Source organism: Natrinema sp. 1APR25-10V2, assembly GCF_031626495.1.
GTDB lineage: Archaea > Halobacteriota > Halobacteria > Halobacteriales > Natrialbaceae > Natrinema.
The window spans coordinates 320901-340963 of sequence record NZ_JAMQOJ010000001.1 but is presented as its reverse complement, the minus strand read 5'-3'; the positions used below and the strand labels follow the sequence as shown (position 1 = coordinate 340963).

Below are 20063 nucleotides of genomic sequence, written 5' to 3'. Positions count from 1 at the left end.
TGCGGGATCGCCGGTCGCTCAGTTCTCCATAGTATCCATCACGACCTCGAGGTCGAACGGCACGTCGGCGGGGGCCGACGAGGGCTCGAGGTAGCCGACCGCGAAGGCGGTGTAAACGGTTCCGGCTTCGGGTGCCACGTCGAACGTCGCGACCACCTCGCCGTCGTTGTTCTCGGTCGCGGGGCGGACCTCGAGGGTGTACTCGCCGCCCGGCACCTCGGTCGTCGCCGCCTCGCCGAAGGCCGCGTCCTCGAACAGCACCGTCTCGCCGTCGCCGACCGTCACGTCGACGGCGGGGGCGTCCGGCGAGGCGTGGATCAATCGCACTCGCGCGTTCTCGCCGGAGTCGCTCAGATCGCCCTCGAAGAGCGCCGGCTGGAACGGCTGGTTCTCCTCGCTCAGTTCGCCCAGCGCCGCGACGGTCGAGGGGCCCTCGGGGACCTCGAGTTCGCCCTCGAAGGCGACGGTGTCGGGGTCGCCCGCGGCCGTAATCGTCACCTGGTGAGCGCCGGCCGGCAGCTCGAGGTAGTCGCTCACGTTCGGGAAGGGAACGTCCTCGAGGACGGCCGTGCCGTCGACGTAGACGTCGACGTTCGGCGCGTCCGGCGAGAGGTGGGCGACGCGGACGTGCGCCATCGCCTCGTCCATCTCCTCGCCACCGTCGTCCATCGACTCATCTCCCATCCCATCGCCCGATTCGCCGCCGCTCATCTCGTTGTCGTCTCCGCCGCCGCCCATACAGCCGGCGAGCGCGATGCCGCCCGCGGTTCCGATCAGTGTCAATGCGCGTCGGCGCGTGTGGCTTTCTGCCATATTACCCGTTATTTGACGGATGGGAAAATCGAAGTTCCCTAACAGAGTAGGGTAATTGCAGCGCGGACCGATAGGGACTTTTACAGTAGCGCTATCGACCGCTCGAGTAGCCACATCCCGCTTGAGCGTCCAGTGGCCGGGAGGACGGCTCGAGCAACGCGAGAGCCGTCCGACCCTACGGAAGAGCAAGCTCTTCCGAGCGGCCAGGGACCAGCGGTGCCTCGAGCAGTCGGCGCTTCGCGCCGACGACCTCGCGGACGCGGAGCGTCCGCTCAACGGGGGAGGGCAGGCGGTTCACCGGCACTCACCGCGAGCGACCGAATGCGCGGCGCGCAGCGCCGCGGAAAGACGAGCGGCCGACGACCGACCCGGAGAGCGCGGTGCGAAGCAGCGCGGAAGGGCGAACGGCCGAAGGCCGTGAGCCGAGCGCGGCTTGCCGCGCGGAGGGGAGGGAGGAGTGCTTTTGATCGACCTTTTACCGAGGGACGTCGCGCTGTGCGGCAGCTATGCTGCCGTCAGCGCGACAGACCGCAGCGTAAAAGGTCGGTGTTAGTATTTGGGCTCCGCCCCGGTCGTCTCGTAGACCTTCTCCATGAGGTCGTCACGGCGATCCTGCCAGCCGGCCAGACCCTCGGGACTGGTCGGGTAGTTCTCGTAGTGTGAGAGCAGTTCGTCCGCGCGGCGTTTGGTCTGGTAGAGGTTCCAGATCGTCCCCCAGTGGCCGCGGCTCTTGAGCAGGGCCTCGAGTTTGAGCTTCAGTCCGATGTCCGTGCTGCCCGAGTACAGCGCCTCGGCGAGCTTGTCACCGGGCATCGCGGCGAGCAGGCCCATGAGGTCGTCGACGTCGACGGCCGTCGAGAGGATGTTGTAGACGTCGAGCGCGGCGTAGCGCGCGCCGAAGTGGTCCATGACGCGCTCGTTGTACTTCCAGAAGGTGTCCTCGCTGTAGTCGTCGGTCTCGAGCGCCTCGATGGCCTGCTCGGCGGCGTACTTGCCGGCGTAGGCTGCGCCGGCGATGCCGCCGCCGGTGGTGGGGTTGACGTGTCCGGCGGCGTCGCCAACGGCCATGTAGCCCGGGTGGACGGCCGAGTCGTACGGCCGGCGGGTCGGCAGCGCCGCGCCGAGTTTGTCCTCGACCTCCGCGCCGGCGAACTCGGGGCGGTTCTCGAGGTCGCGCTTGAGGTCGTCGACCAGCTGCATCGGCTCCTCGGTCATCTGGAAGCCCAGCCCGGCGTTGATCTCTGTCTCGGTGCGCGGGAAGTACCAGAGGTAGCCCGCGGCCCGTTCGGTCGGTTTGAAGACGAGGGCGTCCGACCACTCGACGGGCTCGTCGACGTGGACGATCTCGCGGTAGGCCGAACAGAAGTGGGTGTAGTCGACGTTCGTGTCGAACGTCGAGTCGGAGAAGTCGACGTTGTCCTGCAGCACCGACAGCGAGCCGGCGGCGTCGATGACGATGTCGGACTCGTACTCGATCGGGTCGCCCTTTCGGACCGCCTCGACGCCCGTGACGCGGCCGTCGTCGGCCTGCACGACGTTTTTGACGACGGTGTCGTAGTGGAACTCGACGCCGGCGTCGCCCGCGCCCTCGATGATCCGCCGGCCGTACTCCCAGCGGTCGATGACGGCCAGTTCGCCCGGTACGGGGATCTCGAGGACGGTGTCCTCCTGCGGGATCTCGAAGCGACCGTGGTCGACGCCGGTGTTCGTGAAGGCCGGCTCGAGCTTCGATTTCGGGATCGCCTCGGGGAAGGCATCGGCACCCTTCAACGCGTCCCCGCAGGCGATGTGGCCCGCTTCGGTCTCGGATTTGCGCTCGATGACGACGACGTCGTACCCCGCCCGGGCGACGGTCGCCGCGGCGTAGCACCCTGCAGTACCGGCTCCGACGACGACCGCGTCCGGCGATTGGGTCCGGGTCGTCGCGGCGCCCGACTGCTCCTGCGTACTCATACCCACACTGTGCACACCGCGGTAAGAAAACGTTTTATGGTCGATCCGCGGTGGTTGCCGGGTCGCCAAGCGTCCGTATACCTCGGTTGACCGGCCGAACCCGACAGCTCCCGGCACATAAAACGTTTTAGGCAGGTCATCCGTACCGAGGTGTATGACAGAGTACACCATCGAGTTCGTCGGGACGGGTGAGACGATCACCTGCACCGACAAGGAGACGATTCTCAGCCGCTGCCTCGAGGAGGGCATCGCCCAGGAGTACTCCTGCCGGGTCGGGATGTGTCTGGCGTGTTCGGCGGAAATTCTCGAGGGAGAGGTTACCCAGCCGGCCGCCCGGGGGCTCACCGACGAGGAAGCCGAGAACTACGCGCTGACTTGCATGGCGCGCCCGCAGTCGGACCTGAAACTCGACCGCGGGAAGTACCCGCCGAGCATCGAGGGCGACCTCGCGGGTGGCGCGAACGACGGTGCGGTCGCCGACGACTGACCGCACACTGCCGTCGGTGGTCGCGACTTCTTCGAGCCGTTCGCCGCCGAGCAGAGCTACCCCTTCAGTCGGCGACTGCACAGTTGTTCGGTCCCAACTCGAGTTCGAACGCCGTCTCTTCATCGACGGCCTCGAGCCCGAGGTTGGCCGCGACGATCCGCTCGTCGTTGGCCGGCCGCGGCGGGAGGTCGCTCGTGGCGCGATCGACAAACTCGTCTTCGCTCAGCGACAGCGCCGCGAGCCGGTCGCGAAGGTCGCCGAGGCGGGCGGCGTACGTACCGTCGTCTCGCGGATCGGCGGCGTCGCTGTAGTGGCCCGGCGCGATCGTCGTCTCGTCAGGCCGCTCGAGGATCCGATGCTGGAGGCTCTCGTACAACCGCCGCGCGGCGGCCGGTGCCTCTTCACTGCCGCCTTCGAGGTCGGGCCGACCGACGCCCTCGAGGAACAGCGTGTCTCCGGTGAACAGCACGTCGCCGAGGCGGAACGAGAGCGATTCGGTCGTGTGTCCCGGCGTAGCCACCGCGGTCAACGTGGCCTCACCGACGTGAAGTTCGTCGCCGTCTCCGAGCGTTCGGGCGTCGAACGCGAGGCCGCGGTCCCGAGCGCCCTCGGGAACGACTGGCTCGGCATCGGTTCGCGAGGCGAGGTCGCGGACGCCGCTAACGTGATCCGCGTGAACGTGCGTATCGACCGCGTAGACGAGTTCGGCACCGCGGTCGGCCGCAGTTGCGACGTACCGGTCCGCGAGCGCCCGCAGCGGGTCGATCACCACGGCCTCGTCGCCGCTGACGATCAGGTAGGCGAGACAGCCGCTCGAGGGGCGATCGTACTGCAGCACCGTCGCGGGCGCGTCGACGTCGAGTTCGCGAGCGACGTACAGATCTGCCCAGGCGTCCATCCCACCGGCGAGGTTGCGCGCGTCGACGCCCGCCTCCCGGAGGAGGGAGACGGCGTGTGCGCTCGCTTCCCCGTGACCACAGACCGCGAGGATCGGTTCCTCGAGGTCGGCGACCAGGTCGTCCGCGCCACCAGTCGCCTCGGCCTGAATGAATTTCATATGGGGAATCTGGACGGCCTCGAGGCCCTCGCCCTCGAGGTGCCAGCGCTCGAATTCGTCGCGGTCGCGGACGTCGAGGACGGTTAGCTCGTCGCCGGACCGCAACCGGTCGGCCAGTTCCTCGGGGGCTATCGAATCCACGCCGTCGCCCGATCGGTCGGCGTCGTCGCTCCGGTCGATCATGCCGTGTGATACGCGCTCGAGGCGGGTAAAGTAGCGCCCCGCCGTACAATACCGCCGGCCGAATCGCAGCCAACGTTCAACACGTTCGGCGGTGTCGACCCGGTATGGACGCCGACGACTTCCAGCCCGCGATCGAAGAATCGATGGGCACCGAACTCGAGCGCCTTGGCTCCTCCAAACTCCTCGTGGCCCACACGAACGCGGATCTCACGACCGAGCGCGTGCTGCAGACGGCCGCGGACAGCGAACGCGCCGCCGCCGAGACCTTCGAGGCGTGGGTCGACGACGAGGACCACGACGGCGCACGGGACGCGTTCGCCGAATTCCGAGACCAGGAGCGCGACCATTACGAGCGGGTCACGGCGCTGCTCGAGGGCGACCACGAGAGCGACGGTGCGGACGGCGGGCCGATGCACGACCGTCTCCGATCGCTCGAGACGACGGCGGAGCGACTCGGTGGCCTCGTCGGACGGTCGCTGGTCGGCGATCGGACGCACCTTCAGGTGGTGAACTTCTTCGTCAACGAGGGCGACGAGCGACGCGCCGACGCGTTCCGGGAGCTGCGAAGCGAGACGGCGGCGCAGGGCGATCGGGCGCTCGCGGTGCTCGAGGACGTCTGCGACGAAGCCGAGGACTGGAATCGCGCTCGAGCGGCCGCCGAGGACGTGATCGAAGCCGCGTACGAGGTGTATGCGGCGTCGCTGAACGAGTTGGGGCTCGATCCGAAGCCGATCTGTTGAGCCGCGGCTCGCTCCGGGAGCCGTCGAGAAAACGGAAAGGGATGAATTCGAAGTGGACTCGAGCCGTCGGCGCGTGTCGATCAGTCGACGAAGTCGATGTCGTCGCCCTGTGCCGGGCCGGGCTGGACGGCTTCCTCACCGTCGGGTCGGCCGTAGATCTGGGGCGACTGGACGCCCGTGACGACGATCATCGTTCGCATGCTGCCCTCGAGGCTCTCGTCGATCGAGGTCCCCCAGATGATGCGAGCGTCGGGGTCGATCCGGTCGTAAATCTCCTCGACGACGCCTTCGGCCTCCTCGATGGCCATGTCGTTGCCACCGGTGACGTTGACGAGGGCCGAACTCGCACCGGAGATGTCGACGTCGAGCAGCGGCGATCGCAGCGCCGTTTTGACCGAGTCCTCGGCTTTCGCCTCGGAGTCGGCTTCGCCGAGACCGATCATGGCGACGCCGCCCCGCTCCATGACGGTGCGAACGTCGGCGAAGTCCAGATTGACGAGGCCGGGTTTCGTGATGAGTTCGGTGATGCCCTTGACCGAGCGCATCAGCACCTCGTCGCTGACCTTGAACGCCTGCCGGACGGGGAGTTTGCCGACCGAATCGAGCAGCCGGTCGTTGGGGACGACGATGACGGTGTCGGAGACGTCGCGCAGGCGCTCGAGGCCGGCCTCCGCGTTGGTTCGGCGGACCTCACCTTCCGCGGTGAAGGGCGTCGTGACGATCGAGATCGTCAGTGCGCCGGCCTCGCGGGCAGCCTTGGCGACGACGGGGGCCGAGCCGGTGCCGGTGCCGCCGCCGAGGCCGGCCGTGACGAAGACCATGTCCGAGCCGTCGATGGCGTCGTAGATGTCCTGCTGGCTCTCGAGGGCGGCTTCCTCGCCGACCTGGGGGAGCGAACCGGCGCCGCGGCCACCGGTCTTCTCCTCGCCCATGAGGATCTTGGTGTCGGCGTCGATCTCCACGAGGTGCTGGACGTCGGTGTTGGCGGCGACGAGTTTCGCGCCGTGGATCCCTTCCTCGTGCATGCGGTTGATCGTGTTACCGCCGGCACCACCGCAGCCGACGACCGTGATATCGGTCTGGAGATCCTGGAGAACGTCCTCGAGTTCGTCGTCGGTCATCGTCCCCGTCTGTCGCCCAGCGTCGCCGTCGGGCGACTGCCCCTCCCCCGGAGCGCCGTCTGGAGTCCCAGCGGGGTCCCCGTTCTCGGCCTCGTCGATTGCATCGTCGATGATAGAGTCCATTCTTGGCACTGTCTAAAAGATGGAGCATAATTACCTTTCCCCTACACGTCAGCCGTCTGTCTGACATGTTAATGAAAACTTATATATTCAGTAGTGGAGACGTGGAAATCGCAGGACGGCGCTGATTAAGTATATATTACTATCGGCCGCCGAGCCGGTTAGATCGGGAAACGATGCGTCCGTTGGGTTCGAACCCTCTCGGGACTGACCGTTTCCCCGTCGACGGTGACCGTCTCGCCCTCGGCGAGGGCTCCGAACTTCGGCCCCTCCGGGACGCCGGCCTCGCGCGCGAGTGTGGGATCGAACGCGGTCTCCTCCGCGACGACGGCGTCGTCCTCGAGCCGGACCGCGTCGAATTTCGACTCGAGGACCGCGGCGAGTCCCTCGACGATCGCCGTTCGAGGACTGGTCAGTTTGCTACCGTTTTCGTCCTCGGCCTCAGTGACGGTCACCGGTACCGCCGCCCGTGAGCCGACGCGGCTCCCGCCGTTCTCGGTCGCGAAGGCGACGGTGTGTGCTTCGACGACGGTCCGAACGTATTCGTGGTCGATCCCCTCCGCCGTCGTGACGAGATCGGTCGGGAGATCGACGACGGTGATCGACTCGGCGACTCGGTCGCCAAAGCGGATCCCGTCGTCGATCGCGCCTAACTCCGACTCGACTGCATCGACGAGGTCGAGCGGCCGGTCGCCGACTTCGCGCAGCCACGTTTCGCTCACGATCCGGCAACCCATCGTTTCGAGCGTCTCCGCGAGCACCGGCCAGTCACCGTCGAGCAGCGCGACCTCGGCGGCACTCGCTTCGAAGGCTCGCTCGAGCACGTCGCAATGAGCCGTCGGGTGGTCCATCGCCTCGAGCGCCCAGTCGGCCGCGACGTGGCCGACCGCCCACGGCGTCTCGCGGACGATTCGACCGAACCGCGGGGCGTAGTGGTTGCCGCCGAAGCCGACGACTTGCCTGTCACGGTGTGGATCGACCGCTCGCAGATCGAGGATGGCGCGAGCGACGGCCTCGGCACCGGCGGGATCGTCCCACTGGGCGTCGCCGCTGCCGAGTTCGGCGAACAGCGACGGACAGCCCACGTCGGTCGGACCGTGGTGGGTGCACTCCATCCCCACCTCGTACTCGGCGGGCGCGTACTCGTCGAAGGCCTCGAGCAGCCGAGCCAGCGCGTTCGGCGCGGCGTCGGCCAGGGCGTCGGGGTCGCCGCCGAACTCGGCCGGGCCGAAGTTGCCCGTGAAGTGGCCGGTCAGCAGCGGTCCGGTGTCGCCCGAGTGTCTCGAGGCGAACACGAGCAGCTCGGGGTCGCAGTCGAAGGCGTCGGCGGGCCGCTCGAGTTCGATGTGGAGGTCGTCGAACGAGCGGAGTTCGGCCCCGTCGATCCGGTAGTAGGTGCCGCCGCCGTCGGCCGACGGGCGCGTCTCGTCCTCGCATCGGTCCCAGTCGGCGTGCTCGCGGAGCTGCTCACAGATGTGCTCCGAGGCGCGGTCGGCGCGGCTTTCGACGATCGCGATCACGGAAGAGCGTTGCCGGGGGGAAGACGAATAGTCTACGCTTTCGGGAACGGGATATATTGAATGTCCGTACGAGATCGGTGTAAACCCGTTGCGACCGCTACCCGTAGCTTTTCATGTCTGGTGATAACATACAACACATACTGATCGCTCTAGAGAATCGATGAACGATACACCGTCAGAACACGGACACACGTCGGACGAGGGGGATGGGATCGGACTGTCGGACGCTGGATCGGTCGAGGTGAACTTCGATCTCACCGATCTGAGCAGCCTCAGCCAAGACGTTGCCGTCGCGCTGCTGGACGCCGACGGTGCCGTCGCCGCCTGGAACGAGGGAGCGCGGCAACTCACCGGCCACGATGAGGAGACGATCCGCGACTCGCACTACCGGACCGTTTTCCCGCCACCCGCCCGCGAGTCCGGCCGCCCGGAGCAGTTGCTCGAGCGGGCGCGAACGGAGGGAAAGGCCGAAGACGAGGGATGGCGCGTCCGGGAGGGCGGAAGCCGGTTCTGGGCCCACGACGTCGTCGCCTCGATCGATGGCGACGGCGAAATCGACGCCGAACGAGCAGTTCCGACGAACGAGTTGCGGGGGTACGTCTGGTTCGTCCGCGACCGCACCGAGCAACGCGAACGCGAGCAGGAACTTCGCGAGGAGAAAGTCTTCGCCGAGAAGGTCTTCGAGGCGCAACCGGACATCGTCTACGCGTTCGACGCCGACGGGAACTTCCTCGAGTGGAACGATCGCGTGCCGGCGGTGACGGGATACACCGAGTCGGAGCTGGCCGAGATGGAACCGCACGAGTTCGTCGCCCCGGAAGACCGCGAACGGATCGCCGAGAAGATCCGACGCGTCCTCGAGGAGAACGAACGCGTTACCGCCGAAGCGGATTTCCTCACGAAAGACGGGCGTCGGATCCCCTACGAATTCCACAGCGCCCGGATCACCGGCGACGACGGCACCGTCCTCGGATTTACGGGAACCGGCAGAGATCTCAGCGATCGAAAGGCCCGCGAGCGGGCGTTGCGCGAGGAGAAGGCGTTCGTCGAGAGCGTCCTCGAGGCGCAGCCGGACGTGCTCTACGCCTACGACACCGAGGGGAACCTGATCGAGTGGAACGAGCAGTTCGAGCGCGCGACCGGCTACGATGCGAACGAACTCGGAGAGGTGGATCCGCTCACGTTCATCGCACCCGAGGACCGCGAGCACATCGGCGACGCGATCGAGCGCATCATGGAGGAAGGAGAGCGCGTGACGGCCGAGGGACGAGTCCTCACCGAAGACGGACGTCGGATCCCCTACGAGTTCAACAGCGCCCGGATCACCGACGACGACGGCACCGTGCTCGGCTTTACCGGCATCGGCCGCAACATCAGCGAACGCAAGGCCCGCGAACGAGAGCTCAAGCGGCTCGAGCGGCTCAACGCGGTCATTCGGACGATCGACGAGACGATGGTCGCCGCGGAGACTCGCGAGGAGATCGAGACGGCGGTCGTCGAGGAGTTCGCCGCCGCCGACGCCTACCAGTTCGCGGTCATCGGCCGGGCGAAGCCCGCCAACACGGCCGAGGGCTACACCTGGGACCCCGAGGCCTGGGCGGGAATCGACGAACCGGCGGCTGGCGATCTCGCGTCGTTGGTCGATCCGCCAGCCGACGCGTCGGGAACGTCCCCGTTCGAAACCCGGACGGTCCAGCGGTACCAGGACCTCCACGAGAGCCCCGTCGACGACTGGCGGATCGACGCTCGCGAACGGGGCTACGACTCTGTCGCGGTCGTTCCCATCGCTGCGAGCGACCGACCGCTTGGCGCGCTCGTGATCGGTGCCGACGAGCCGTCGGCGTTCGCCGACCGCGAGCGAGAGGTGTTACAGGAGTTCGGCGGCACGATCGGTCACGCGATCAACGCGATGGCCGTCCGGCGGCTCCTCTATATGGACTCCGTCGTCGAACTCGAACTCGAGTCGGCCGACCGGAGGGACACCTGTATTCGGCTGTCGGCCGCGACCGGCTGTACGCTGTCGGTCGACCACGTGCTGCCGCTGACCGACGAGGTGTTCGTCTACTACCTCACCGCCTCCGAAGCACCCCCCGAGCGGATCCGGGAGGCGGCGAGGGACGACGAGGGAGTCACTGAGTTCCGGCAGATCGACGCAACCGACGAGGAGAGCTACTGGGAAATGGTCGTTCGCGGGGCGACGATCACCGAACTGCTCGCAGAGTACGGCGCGCGGCTGCAGTCGAAAACCGTCCGCGACGGTGCCGGGACGCTGACAGTGCAGGTGAGTCCCGAGGCGGACCTTCGTGACCTCATCAACGCGATCACGTCGGCGTACCCCGACACGAGGCTCGTCTCGAAGCGAACCGTCGACCGGCCGGTCGAAACGTGGGGCGACTTCCGGCAGCGCGTCGAATCGACCCTGACCGAGAAACAACGACTGGCGCTCGAGGCGGCCTACCACGGCGGCTACTTCGAGTGGCCGACGCGCAACAGCGACGCCGGCGATATCGCCGATCGGCTCGGCATCGCCCGACAGACCTTCCACCAGCACCTCCGGGTCGCGATGGCGAAGCTCCTCTCGGCGTACTTCCGGACGGACGAGTGACTCCGTCAGGCGAACGGGTTCGCCCGACAGTACGAGACTACTCGGCGATACCAGAGCATGCTGGTACACTTCTTTCCCCCGCCCAGTTGCTCTATCGAGTAATGAGTTCACCCCCGGCACCTGAAATGACGATCGCGGCGGACGTCCTCTCGGAGCCGCGACGACGATACCTGCTCGCCACGCTGCTCGAGCGAGCGGATGCGGCGCCGGACCGGACGCCGCGGACGGACCCACTGTCGATGTCGATCGAGACGCTCGCGACAGAGGTCGCGACCGCGGAGCACGACTGTCCCATCGTCACTGACGACCAGTGCCAGCGAACGCACGTCGCACTCGTTCACGCCCACGTCCCGCGGCTGGTCGACCTCGGCCTTCTGCGCCGGACGACCCGCGGAGACACGACGATGGTCGGCCTCGCAGACCACTCCGTCCTCGAGGCCGACTGGGTCCGGGCCATCCTCGAGGATCCGACGGGCGAGTCGTTCCCCGGGGACGAGGACACGCTGAACCGAACGCTCGAAGCGCTTCGCGCGCCGCGTCGACAGGCCGTCTGCGCCGTCCTCGCGACGCGACGCGGAGACGTTTCGGTCTCCGAGCTCGCCGCAGCGGTCGTCGCCCGAGCGAACGCCGACGGAACGGGGGGCACTGACGAGGCAGCCGCAGAAGAGACGCACGTCGCCGAATCGCTCGTCCACGAGCATCTGCCCGTGCTGGCAGACGCCGGACTCGTGGAATACGACCGCGAAGCGGGCCGCGTCGCGCTGGCCACCGACGCCCCCCAGTGGGAGGTCGACTGGCTGCTCGAGGGACCGCTCGCCGACGCCGCCGGACTCGAACGGCGTTCCCGGCAGGACGAGCCGATCACGGATCGAAGTGAGTCGGACGAGGCGACGGTCGAGGGAGTGGCCGCGACCGAGTCGATCAGGGATGGCAACAGAATGTCACTGATGCTGGCTCGCCCGCCCGCGGACCGCTCGAGCAGCGAGGACGCGTCATCGCGAGATCTCACGAATCCCGTCAGTTCGTCGTCGGCCGCGACCGACGGCCACGACTGATCGCACTCGGCGGACGCAGCCGTGGTGAGTAACAGCCGATCGAAAACGGGTGTCGCCGTTCGAATTTTCGGCTCGGTGCGCGTGTGAGGTTCACGTTTTCCGGGTCTGGTGCCGGCCCGGATCCGTATATCGGAGCCGGACCGATTATAGTCCCGCCGCGTCGAATGAGCGCAACGATGGCTATGGACGTATACGGGCTCCTCGGCAACCCGGTGGGGCACTCGCTGTCGCCGCCGATGCACGAGGCGGCCTACGACGAACTCGGCCTCGAGGCGCGGTACGTAACCTTCGAGCCCGACGAGGACGACATCGAAGACGCGATTCACGGCGCCGACGCGCTCGGGATCGCCGGGCTGAACGTGACGATCCCGTTCAAACAAGACGCGCTCGAGATCGTCGCCCCCGAGGATCTGGCGACTCGGATCGGCGCGGTGAACACGATCGACTTCTCGGGATCGGGGCCGCCGACGGGGTACAACACCGACGCCGTGGGGGCGTTGCGTGCGCTCCGTGACCACGACGTGACGGTCGAGGGAGCCCACGCGGTCGTCGTCGGTGCCGGCGGCGCGGGTCGGGCGGTCGCGTTCGGACTCGCCGACGCCGGCGCGACGGTCGCGATCGCCAACCGGACCGAGCCGACGGCCCGCGACCTGGCCGAGGAAGTCCCGCGCGCGACCGGCCACGGCCTCGCGGAGCTCGAGACGCTGGTGCCGGAGGCCGACGTGCTGGTCAACGCCACGAGCGTCGGCATGGAGGAGAACGTCTCGCCGGTGCCGACCGACGCGCTCCACGGCGACCTGGCCGTCCTCGACGCGGTCTACCGGCCGCTCGAGACGAAGTTACTGCGCGAGGCGGCCGCCACCGGGGCGACGACGGTCGACGGCGCGTGGATGTTGCTCTATCAGGGCGTGGAGGCGTTCGAGATCTGGACCGGGCGGGACGCACCGATCGCGGTGATGAACGAGGCGCTTCGCTCGCGGCTCTGACGGTCCGCGAGCGTACGGCGCTCGCGTCCGGTTCCGGCGACAGTATCAGGCGAATTTAAGTGTTGGAGACGACTACATCGAGATAATGGCAATCCTCCAAAAGCTGAAGTCCCTGTTGGGATTCGACGAGTCGGACTCGGAGCGCGGGGGCGCTCGAGAGGTCGGGGTAACGGTCGAACGGGAAGGGTCGACGGACGAGGGGAACGGAACCACCGCCGGCACTGACCGGAGCGAACCGGCAGAGGGGCGGGCCGCAGAGCCGCCGCAGTCGGCGGCGAGCGGCTCGAGCGCAGCGGGGTCGACGGAGTCGTTGACGGAGCCGACGGACGCCCCGGAGGAGGGTGCCGAACCGGCGGAAGCGGCCGGACCGGAGACGGACGACGCGGCACCGACGGCCGAAACGACGCCGGACCTCTCCGAGGGGGAGCCGCCGGTCGAGGAGGCCGAACCGGACGCCGCCGACGCGGCGGACGGCGAGGCCGCAGACGCGGAGCCCGCGGCTGAGACCGAAGCCGAGGCCGGGACGGGCACGGACGAGACCGAGACGGAGACCGAAGCGGAAGCGGAGCCGGAAACCGCCGAGGCCGAACCGGACGCAGACGAGGCCGACACCGAGCCCGAATCGGAGCCGACCAACCAGGAATCGGTCGACTCGATCAAGGGCATCGGTCCGGCCTACGCCGACCGGCTCGCCGGTGCGGGCGTCGAAACCGTCGGCGAACTCGCCGTCGCGGACGCCGCCGAACTGGCCGAGCAGACCGACATCTCCGAGACGCGCATTCAGGGCTGGATCGACCGCGCCGAAGTCCGATAATCCACCCGCACCGCTCGGCGATCCAGAGCCGACCCTCCCGACTCGTCCTCGAGTGGCCACTCGCTACCGATTTTTCCACTGTCGACGCAACTGTGAGTCGTGTTCGCGACACCGGATTCGTCACACCACGGCCGTCGGCAGCCCCGAAATCGCAAAATGATTATCCGCACGTCCCGACGCAAGAGATATGAGCGATCCGCACGTCGTCACGACGTTCGACTCGTTTCGCGCCGCCGCTGGCGGCCGCGACGGCGACGCGGCGGCCGACCGTGACGGCCCGACCCACGCCGGGCGCCGGGTTCCAGTCGAGGTCCGGACGACCGTCGAGGATCCGTTTCTCGCCTACCGTCGGGCCCGTGAGGGCGACGGCGGCATCTTTCTCGAGACGACCGGCGGCCAACCCGGCTGGGGCTACTTCGGCGTCGAACCCGTCGATCGACTGACCGTCAGCGCCGATGCCGTCCCTCGAGCGCGCGACGACGAGCGATCGCCGACGCTCGCCGCGCTCGAGGGGTTGCTGGCGACCGACCGACTCGCCCGCGGCGACTGCGACGTGCCCTACCCCTGCGGGGCCGTCGGCTGGCTCTCCTACGACGTGGCCCGCGAACTCGAGGCCCTCCCCGAGTCGGCCGTCGACGACCGCGGGCTGCCCCGGCTCGAGGTCGGGGTCTACGACCGGTTCGCGGCCTGGGAGGGGCCGGCCGACGGCGCGGTAACGCTACAGATCACGGCCTGCCCACGGGTCGGCGGCGAGGGCGCGTCGGAGCCGACGGATACCGACCTCGAGGCAGCCTACGAACGGGGCCGAGACCGGGCACTCGACCTCGCCGCCGCCGTCCGCGAGGGCGATCCCGGAATCGGCGAGCCGCCGGTCTCGATCCCTGAGGCGACCTTCGAGAGCGACTGTGGCCGCGAGGCCTTCGCTGATCGCGTGCGCCGGGTCAAGGAGTACGTTCGCGATGGCGACACCTTTCAGGCGAACATCTCTCAGCGGCTCGTCGCGCCCGCGGCGGTCCACCCCGTCGCGGCCTACGACGCCCTGCGGCGGGTCAACCCGGCACCGTACTCCTGTCTGCTCGAGTTCCGGGCGGCCGATCTGGTGAGCGCCAGTCCCGAACTGCTGCTCGAGCGCGGGGAGCCACGTTCCCCGGCGTTCTCGAGCGGACAGCGAGGCGATTCCACCGCCTCGAACGAGACGGCGAAGCCGTCTCGCAGTCCGCGAGAGCGCGACGGCGAGTTCGTCCGAACGGAGCCCATCGCCGGTACCCGACCGCGCGGCGAGACGCCCGCGGAAGACGACGCGCTCGAGGACGACCTGCTGACCGACGAGAAAGAACGGGCCGAGCACGCGATGCTGGTCGACCTCGAGCGCAATGACCTCGGGAAGGTCTGCGAGTACGGCTCGGTCGACGTCTCGGAGTACCGTCGGATCGACCGCTACGCCGAGGTGATGCATCTCGTTTCGAACGTGACCGGCCGGCTCCGCGCCGATGCGACGCTGTCCGACGCGATCGCGGCGGCGTTCCCCGGCGGGACGATCACCGGCGCGCCCAAGCCGCGGACGATGGAGATCATCGACGAACTGGAGGCGACCCGGCGCGGCCCCTACACGGGCAGCGTCGGGATCTTCGGCTTCGACGGCCGGGCCACGCTCAACATCGTCATCCGGACGTTGGTTCGCCACGCCGACGAGTACCACCTGCGGGTCGGCGCGGGGATCGTCCACGACTCGGAGCCCGAACGCGAGTACGACGAAACGCTGGACAAGGCCCGCGCGCTCATCACCGCGGTCGACGAGGCGCTGGACGAACGGGCCGAGTTGGGACTCGAGGCCGACGGCGGCGAGACGAATTCGGGGGCGGTCGGCGGAGGTGAATCCGGTGACTGACCGCACCCACGTTCTGGTGATCGACAACTACGATTCCTTCGCGTACAACCTCGTCCAGTACGTCGGCGAGGTCGCCGACGCGGTGACTGTCCGTCGGAACGACGAGATCGATATCGCGGGCGTCCACGACCTCGAGCCGACTGGGATCGTCGTCTCGCCTGGACCGGGGACCCCACAGGAGGCGGGGATCTCGATCCCGCTGTTCGTCGACACCGAATACCCCATCCTCGGTGTCTGTCTGGGCCATCAAGCGCTGTGTGCGGCAAACGGTGCGCCGGTCGTCCACGCACCCGAGGTGGTCCACGGGAAGCCGTCGACGATCAGCCACGACGGCAGTGGGATCTTCGATAGCCTCCCGGAGACGTTTCAGGTCGGTCGCTACCACTCGCTGGCGGTCGACCGCGCCGATCTCCCCGACACGCTCGAGGAGACCGCCCAGACGACCGACGAGCGCAGCGTGCTGATGGCGGTCCGCCACGGCGAGCGGCCTCACGTCGGCGTGCAGTTCCACCCCGAGAGCATCCTCACGCGGGCCCAGTCCGAGTCGGCGACCGGACCGGCGGGGGCGATCGGATCGAGCGACGACGGCACCGGCGAGGAGATCTCGCTCGAACTCGGCAAGCGGATGGTCGCGAACTTCTGTCGGTTCGCCGCGAGCGTCGGCGAGTGATCGGCCCGCCCGAATCGGCGCTCGGCGGGCCGTCACCGCTCTCGATCGATCACCGCCACCTCGTCGGGTCCGGGACCGAGCACGAGACGGTAGCCGATGTACTCGACGCGGACGGTGGCGGTCGGGTTCGACTCCAGAACCGCGGTGAGGGCCTCGGGGTCCACCGTCTGGGATAGGGGCGGCAGGTCCGTCACGGCGCGGTCCTCACAGGCCGCGATACACGTGAGTGCCGTGGCGAGTGCTGGATGCATGGTGATCGTCGCGGTGGTCGACGAGCGTTAGTTCGAACGTCGTCGCGCAGTCCGGACAGCCGACCGGGTCGGCCGTCGTTTCGATACGAACGTCTGTCTCACAGGTGCAGTGGATGGTGATGCTCGAGTCCATAGGTTGGGTGTGTGGTCCCAACGCGGCGGAGACAATCCAGTGAGCGAGTCGGCGACGGTCGCGACTTGTCGGCAGGACGTCGGTACTTCTTTATTTCGCCAACGCCAACGGTGGATTGCTCCCGCGACGCGGGGGCTGTGTGTGAGCCGGAGCGCTTGGTTGGTCCTTGACACTCCGGCTCAGCGCACTTTTGTGCGCATCCGTGCGGTACGCAATCTATTCTAAAGAACGTTAGGATATTGACTGGTTGAGTATCTCGGTGTTGCTCCAGAGAACGAGACCCAGCGGTGACTCGTCCGGTTCGTGTGAAAAAATGTGCTGCCCCTACGGGGGCAGGGCAACTGCAAGACACGTAGAAAGTGCGTCGCGCTGATAAAAATCAAGCTGGCGGGTTCGAGACGGAACAACGGTGCTGCTCCACCAGTAGAAGAGGCTGGGACCCGATTACGAGTGTTGTCGAGGCCGCTTAGGAGAGTATGATGACCCTATCGTCAGGCGGTAAGTACAGGTGAAAGCGTTACTGGAGCGGACACCGATATTTCGGATAGATATCAGAAGCGGCTTTCTGAGTACAGATCCTCTACTTATTTCAGCAGTCTTACTCTGTCCATAGGTTCTGAATTGAATCCTCTATATAGCTGGAGCAAGACTGAACGCTTTCACGCGTTTTGTCACCCATTCTGTGAAAACTGACGTATGTTAACTATACACAATCAGTATATAGAGTTGTGGAATCTACTGACAAAATCTTCGATGCTCTCTCGGATGTGAAACGGCGACGAATATTGGTCCACATGTTGTCCCATAATCCGGAGGATGATTCCAAACTATACATTGTGGATGATGGGGCGAGTGACGAGGAGTTGCGACAGTTGCTCGTTGAGATGGAACATACGCATCTTCCAAAATTGGAAGAGTACGGCTTTATCGACTGGGATAAGGACAAAGGGAAGGTGACGAAGGGGCCAAACTACGATGTGATCAAGCCGATCTTAGAGTTGATGTTGAACCACCAGGACGAACTCCCAGATGGCTGGTTATAGTCCATCAGTGTTGCTTTACTATTTTTATTACTCACGTCACTCGTATTGGTTCAAAATCTTGGGAATTCCCGTCACGAATACGCACCCTGTATTTAGCACCGCTCTGGCAACATCACCGATAGCTGATGGAAGTACCAGTGTGAGATTTGCACACGAAGTTATCGCGGCGTTCAGCAACCGCTGAGTGAATAGAAGAGGAAAAGCAACCATTTCGATTCGACCGGTATTGGGTGAAAATTCTCGAATACCAACTCAACGAATGTGCACACGAAATGCTGAACGCACGTGTCTATCAACGGCTATCGACTCGAGGAACCAGCCGATTTTCAGATCGGATGATGGAAATCCACCGCTCACGGGGGGTACAGGCTGCTCGAGAACGCCAAGAATGACGACTTGGCGAGTCGCGTATACGAGTTCACGAATCCGAACGGCGGGCAAATCGAGGGCGTATCGGCGGACGGAGTCGCCCCGCTCGAGCAGGAGACCGTAGCTTGATACCGCTCCGAGTGCCACGACGAGACAACACCCCACTCGAGTCCACCACATGACTGACGACCGCATCTACCACGTCGACGGCGACCTCGTCCCTGCGAGCGAAGCCACCGTCAGCGTCGACGACCGCGGCTTTCGCTACGGCGACGCCGCCTTCGAGACGTTGCGGGCCTACGGCGGGACGATCTTCGCCTGGGACGCCCACCGCGAGCGCCTCGAGCGAACCTGCGAGGCCCTCTCACTCGAGCACGGCCTGTCGGCAGCCGACCTCCGGGAGCGAATCGACGAGACGCTCGCGGCGAACGACCTCGCGGACGCCTACGTCCGCCTCTCGATCACCCGCGGCGTCCAGCCGGGCAAGCTCACCCCCCAGCCCGAGGTCGATCCGACGGTCGTGATCTACGTCAAACCGCTCCCTCGCGGCGGGCTCGCGGGCGACCCCGTCTGGGCTGGTCCGGCAACGGTCGAGACGGTCGAGACTCGCCGCGTCCCGAACGAGGCGGTGCCGGCCGCGGCCAAGACCCACAACTATCTGAACGGCATCCTCGCGCGCACGGAACTCGGCGACGACGCGGACGAGGCCCTCATGTGCGACCTCGAGGGGTACGTCGCGGAGGGCGCGACGAGCAACCTGTTTTTCGTCCGCGGCGGCGAGTTGTACACGCCGACGACCGACGGTCCCGTGTTACCGGGGATCACGCGGGAACTCGTCCTCGAGTTGGCTCGAGAGGCCGGCGTTCCGGTTCACGAGGGGCGGTACGAGCCGGTCGACGTGCTCGAGGCCGACGAAGCATTTCTTACGAATCGAACGTGGGAACTCCGGCCGATCGCCGCGCTCGACGGTGAGCCGATCAGCGGGGGTCCCGTCACGGATCAACTCGCGCGGCTGTACGACGAGCGCGTCGAGCGAACGTGTTACGAGTGAGTCGGCTGCGAACCGTCACTCCGACTCGGCGGCCACCTGCGTCGACTCGTCCGGTTCGTCCGATCCGTCGGGTGCCGCAACCAGTTCGCGCTCCGTTCCCTCGAGCTCGAGCGCAAATCCGCTCCCGAAGGCCGACGCGGGGGTCTGAAAGCCGTCCGAAAGCTGGCTCCCGCGATCGAGGACACGTTCCGCGGCCGTCACCGCCGCCTCGGCGGTCAGCGCGTAGGGGTTCGGCGTTCGGAGGCGAGCGCACGCCCGTCGGCCGGTAGCCTCGTCGGTGACTTCGCCCCAGACGACGGCGCTGCCGGTTGCCAGGGCCCGGTCATCCGGGCCGTCGACGCGGGCGTCGATCAGCCGTTTGAGCAGCCGCTCGGCGGGGCGCCGCTCGAGGAGCCAGCCCAGCGAGTCGACGGCGGAGAGGCCCCTGGTGGCCCACTGCGGCGCGGCGGCGTAGACCTCGACCGATTCGATGCCGGTGGAGTGGGCCGCGGTGACGACGTCGCCCCAGGGGATCGTAACGGCGTGTTCGGGGCCGTCGCCGAAGTCGATCTCGCGCGTTCGGAAGGCGGTCGGCACCTGAATGAGCCGCCCGTTTCGGCGGACGACGCCGCCGTCGCCGAGGTGTTCGACGAGCGTCCTGGCGGTGCCCCGCGAGAGTCCGCCACCGCCCTTGATGCCGAGTCGTAGCTGGTCGGCCGCTGGGAACTGTTCGTCGAGGTAGGCCGCCAGACAGTCCGACGGAACGACGTCGAAGCCGACGCCGGGCAGGAGGGTGACTTCGGCTTCGCGGGCCACGGCGTCGTGCTGGCGGAGGCACTCGAAGACGGGGAATTCGCCGGTGATGTCCAGATAATCGGTTTCCGTCTCGAGACAGGCCGCGACCAGCGGTTTGGCCGTCTCGACGAACGGTCCCGCGCAGTTCAGGACGGCGTCGAACGACGAGAGGTGAGACGCGAGATCGCTCGACTCGAGGTCGAAGGTCCGACCTTCGACGCCGAGCCGGTCGGCCTGTTCGGCGACCGCGCGGCCGTCGCGACCGGCGACGACCGGCGAACCGCCTCGCGCGACGGCCTCGCGGGCGATGAGCCGCCCCGTGTACCCGTAGGAGCCGTAGATGAGAAGGGAGTCCATAGACGGCGTTGGTTGGAGAGGGGTTTAAAATTCCGTCAGACATGTGCTCGCCCGGTGGCGTAACGTTCAGGGC

At 66.9% G+C, this 20063-nt stretch carries 18 protein-coding genes; 10 read left to right on the top strand and 8 right to left on the bottom strand.

Translation table 11 applies throughout. The features are described from left to right. Positions 1–18: 18 nt before the first annotated feature. The 3 genes from NDO75_RS01800 to NDO75_RS01790 form a co-directional block, all read right to left on the bottom strand. Complete coding sequence (locus NDO75_RS01800) at positions 19–813, bottom strand: DUF4397 domain-containing protein (protein ID WP_310904393.1); 795 nt, start codon at positions 811–813, stop codon at positions 19–21. A gap of 175 nt (positions 814–988) precedes the next feature. Beyond that, positions 989–1111 (bottom strand): hypothetical protein, encoded by a 123-nt coding sequence (locus NDO75_RS01795; RefSeq protein WP_310904392.1) that lies wholly within the window; start codon positions 1109–1111, stop codon positions 989–991. Between the two features lie 251 nt (positions 1112–1362). Continuing rightward, positions 1363–2766, bottom strand: a complete 1404-nt coding sequence (locus NDO75_RS01790) for a geranylgeranyl reductase family protein (RefSeq protein ID WP_310904391.1) — start codon at positions 2764–2766, stop codon at positions 1363–1365. 154 nt (positions 2767–2920) lie between these two features. Between NDO75_RS01790 and NDO75_RS01785 the strand changes: the two genes are divergently transcribed. Beyond that, positions 2921–3253 carry a 2Fe-2S iron-sulfur cluster-binding protein gene (locus tag NDO75_RS01785; protein WP_310904390.1) on the top strand — a complete coding sequence of 111 codons (333 nt, stop codon included), beginning with the start codon at positions 2921–2923 and terminating at the stop codon, positions 3251–3253. 64 nt (positions 3254–3317) lie between these two features. Here NDO75_RS01785 and NDO75_RS01780 read toward each other — a convergent pair whose 3' ends face one another. Next, on the bottom strand, positions 3318–4493 hold the full coding sequence (locus NDO75_RS01780; RefSeq protein ID WP_310904389.1) for an MBL fold metallo-hydrolase: 1176 nt from the start codon (positions 4491–4493) through the stop codon (positions 3318–3320). Positions 4494–4597: 104 nt separating this feature from the next. Here NDO75_RS01780 and NDO75_RS01775 point away from each other — a divergent pair, with 104 nt between their 5' ends. Beyond that, complete coding sequence (locus NDO75_RS01775) at positions 4598–5233, top strand: rubrerythrin family protein (protein WP_310904388.1); 636 nt, start codon at positions 4598–4600, stop codon at positions 5231–5233. 80 nt (positions 5234–5313) lie between these two features. On the opposite strand, the gene ftsZ is transcribed toward NDO75_RS01775, so the two are convergent. Then, positions 5314–6477, bottom strand: a complete 1164-nt coding sequence (gene ftsZ / locus NDO75_RS01770) for a cell division protein FtsZ (protein WP_310904387.1) — start codon at positions 6475–6477, stop codon at positions 5314–5316. 158 nt (positions 6478–6635) lie between these two features. Then, complete coding sequence (locus NDO75_RS01765; protein ID WP_310904386.1) at positions 6636–7994, bottom strand: D-aminoacyl-tRNA deacylase; 1359 nt, start codon at positions 7992–7994, stop codon at positions 6636–6638. A gap of 160 nt (positions 7995–8154) precedes the next feature. Here NDO75_RS01765 and NDO75_RS01760 point away from each other — a divergent pair, with 160 nt between their 5' ends. From NDO75_RS01760 to NDO75_RS01735, 6 genes are all read left to right on the top strand, one after another. Then, positions 8155–10599 carry a PAS domain S-box protein gene (locus NDO75_RS01760; protein ID WP_310904385.1) on the top strand — a complete coding sequence of 815 codons (2445 nt, stop codon included), beginning with the start codon at positions 8155–8157 and terminating at the stop codon, positions 10597–10599. A gap of 101 nt (positions 10600–10700) precedes the next feature. Continuing rightward, a complete protein-coding gene (locus NDO75_RS01755) occupies positions 10701–11654 on the top strand; it encodes a hypothetical protein (protein ID WP_310904384.1) in 954 nt (317 codons plus the stop codon). A 182-nt stretch (positions 11655–11836) separates the two neighbouring features. Beyond that, positions 11837–12640, top strand: coding sequence for a shikimate dehydrogenase (locus NDO75_RS01750; RefSeq protein ID WP_310905156.1), 804 nt, complete (start codon positions 11837–11839; stop codon positions 12638–12640). 85 nt (positions 12641–12725) lie between these two features. Continuing rightward, positions 12726–13454 carry a helix-hairpin-helix domain-containing protein gene (locus NDO75_RS01745; protein WP_310904383.1) on the top strand — a complete coding sequence of 243 codons (729 nt, stop codon included), beginning with the start codon at positions 12726–12728 and terminating at the stop codon, positions 13452–13454. A 187-nt stretch (positions 13455–13641) separates the two neighbouring features. Continuing rightward, on the top strand, positions 13642–15342 hold the full coding sequence (locus NDO75_RS01740; protein WP_310904382.1) for an anthranilate synthase component I family protein: 1701 nt from the start codon (positions 13642–13644) through the stop codon (positions 15340–15342). Continuing rightward, on the top strand, positions 15335–16012 hold the full coding sequence (locus NDO75_RS01735; RefSeq protein WP_310904381.1) for an aminodeoxychorismate/anthranilate synthase component II: 678 nt from the start codon (positions 15335–15337) through the stop codon (positions 16010–16012). The genes NDO75_RS01740 and NDO75_RS01735 overlap by 8 nt, the downstream gene beginning before the upstream one ends. A 32-nt stretch (positions 16013–16044) precedes the next feature. Here NDO75_RS01735 and NDO75_RS01730 read toward each other — a convergent pair whose 3' ends face one another. Next, a complete protein-coding gene (locus tag NDO75_RS01730) occupies positions 16045–16263 on the bottom strand; it encodes a HalOD1 output domain-containing protein (protein WP_310904380.1) in 219 nt (72 codons plus the stop codon). Between the two features lie 861 nt (positions 16264–17124). Between NDO75_RS01730 and NDO75_RS01725 the strand changes: the two genes are divergently transcribed. Further along, positions 17125–17439: a transcriptional regulator gene (locus NDO75_RS01725; protein ID WP_310904379.1), complete on the top strand. Its 315-nt coding sequence runs from the start codon at positions 17125–17127 to the stop codon at positions 17437–17439. A 547-nt stretch (positions 17440–17986) separates the two neighbouring features. Continuing rightward, positions 17987–18859, top strand: a complete 873-nt coding sequence (locus NDO75_RS01720) for an aminotransferase class IV (RefSeq protein ID WP_310904378.1) — start codon at positions 17987–17989, stop codon at positions 18857–18859. A gap of 15 nt (positions 18860–18874) precedes the next feature. On the opposite strand, the gene NDO75_RS01715 is transcribed toward NDO75_RS01720, so the two are convergent. Further along, positions 18875–19990, bottom strand: a complete 1116-nt coding sequence (locus NDO75_RS01715; protein WP_310904377.1) for a saccharopine dehydrogenase NADP-binding domain-containing protein — start codon at positions 19988–19990, stop codon at positions 18875–18877. Positions 19991–20063 lie beyond the last annotated feature (73 nt).

Excerpts from the sequence above, each read along its gene's own strand:
- NDO75_RS01785 (WP_310904390.1), top strand. The coding sequence starts at position 2,921 with ATGACAGAGTACACCATCGAGTTCGTCGGGACGGGTGAGACGATCACC.
- NDO75_RS01730 (WP_310904380.1), bottom strand. The coding sequence starts at position 16,263 with ATGCATCCAGCACTCGCCACGGCACTCACGTGTATCGCGGCCTGTGAG.
- NDO75_RS01740 (WP_310904382.1), top strand. The coding sequence starts at position 13,642 with ATGAGCGATCCGCACGTCGTCACGACGTTCGACTCGTTTCGCGCCGCC.
- NDO75_RS01745 (WP_310904383.1), top strand. The coding sequence starts at position 12,726 with ATGGCAATCCTCCAAAAGCTGAAGTCCCTGTTGGGATTCGACGAGTCG.
- NDO75_RS01800 (WP_310904393.1), bottom strand. The coding sequence starts at position 813 with ATGGCAGAAAGCCACACGCGCCGACGCGCATTGACACTGATCGGAACC.
- NDO75_RS01720 (WP_310904378.1), top strand. The coding sequence starts at position 17,987 with ATGACTGACGACCGCATCTACCACGTCGACGGCGACCTCGTCCCTGCG.
- NDO75_RS01760 (WP_310904385.1), top strand. The coding sequence starts at position 8,155 with ATGAACGATACACCGTCAGAACACGGACACACGTCGGACGAGGGGGAT.
- NDO75_RS01775 (WP_310904388.1), top strand. The coding sequence starts at position 4,598 with ATGGACGCCGACGACTTCCAGCCCGCGATCGAAGAATCGATGGGCACC.
- NDO75_RS01715 (WP_310904377.1), bottom strand. The coding sequence starts at position 19,990 with ATGGACTCCCTTCTCATCTACGGCTCCTACGGGTACACGGGGCGGCTC.
- NDO75_RS01755 (WP_310904384.1), top strand. The coding sequence starts at position 10,701 with ATGAGTTCACCCCCGGCACCTGAAATGACGATCGCGGCGGACGTCCTC.
- ftsZ (WP_310904387.1), bottom strand. The coding sequence starts at position 6,477 with ATGGACTCTATCATCGACGATGCAATCGACGAGGCCGAGAACGGGGAC.
- NDO75_RS01750 (WP_310905156.1), top strand. The coding sequence starts at position 11,837 with ATGGACGTATACGGGCTCCTCGGCAACCCGGTGGGGCACTCGCTGTCG.
- NDO75_RS01780 (WP_310904389.1), bottom strand. The coding sequence starts at position 4,493 with ATGATCGACCGGAGCGACGACGCCGACCGATCGGGCGACGGCGTGGAT.
- NDO75_RS01790 (WP_310904391.1), bottom strand. The coding sequence starts at position 2,766 with ATGAGTACGCAGGAGCAGTCGGGCGCCGCGACGACCCGGACCCAATCG.